Raw genomic sequence first — 848 nt, forward strand, 5'->3', positions numbered from 1 at the left:
TTACCGGTGCCCTTGAACTCTTCGAAGATGACTTCGTCCATGCGGCTGCCGGTATCGACCAGCGCGGTCGCGATGATGGTCAGCGAGCCGCCCTCCTCGATGTTGCGGGCGATCGCGGCCTGCTCGATGCCCGTGGCAACGACCGAGACGCGGATCAGTCCGTCGAGCGCTTCGTCGAAGGTTGCGCCGACGATGATGTTGGCGTCCTGGTCGACTTCCTCGCGGATGCGGGTCGCGGCTTCGTCGACCTCGAACAGGGTGAGGTCCTTGCCGCCGGTGATCGAGATGAGGAGGCCCTTGGCGCCCTTCATCGAGCTATCGTCGATCAGCGGGTTCGCGATCGCAGCTTCAGCGGCGGTCAGCGCGCGCTTGTCGCCGGAGGCTTCGCCCGTGCCCATCATCGCCTTGCCCATCTCGCGCATGACGGCGCGGACGTCGGCGAAGTCGAGGTTGATCAGGCCTTCCTTCACCATCAGGTCGGTGATGCAGGCAACGCCCGAATAGAGCACCTGGTCGGCCATCGCGAAGGCGTCGGCGAAGGTGGTCTTCTCGTTGGCGACCCGGAACAGGTTCTGGTTCGGGATGATCAGGAGCGTGTCCACGACCTTGTGAAGCTCGTTGATGCCGGCTTCAGCGGTGCGCATGCGGCGGCCGCCCTCGAAGTGGAACGGCTTGGTCACGACGCCGACGGTGAGGATGCCCATGTCGCGCGCGGTCTTGGCGATCACGGGAGCTGCACCGGTGCCGGTACCGCCGCCCATGCCGGCGGTGACGAACACCATGTTGGCGCCAGAGAGATGGTCGCGCAGCTCGTCGATCACCTCTTCCGCCGCCGCGGCACCGACGTT

At 65.7% G+C, this 848-nt stretch carries 1 protein-coding gene; it reads right to left on the minus strand.

From position 1 onward, the window contains the following. Positions 1–848, minus strand: an 848-nt coding sequence (ftsZ, locus tag MOV75_RS40040) for a cell division protein FtsZ (RefSeq protein WP_247008357.1), incomplete at both ends; no start/stop codon positions are given.

It is taken from the genome of Bradyrhizobium sp. PRIMUS42, from assembly GCF_023006515.1.
In the GTDB taxonomy this organism is placed as follows: domain Bacteria; phylum Pseudomonadota; class Alphaproteobacteria; order Rhizobiales; family Xanthobacteraceae; genus Bradyrhizobium.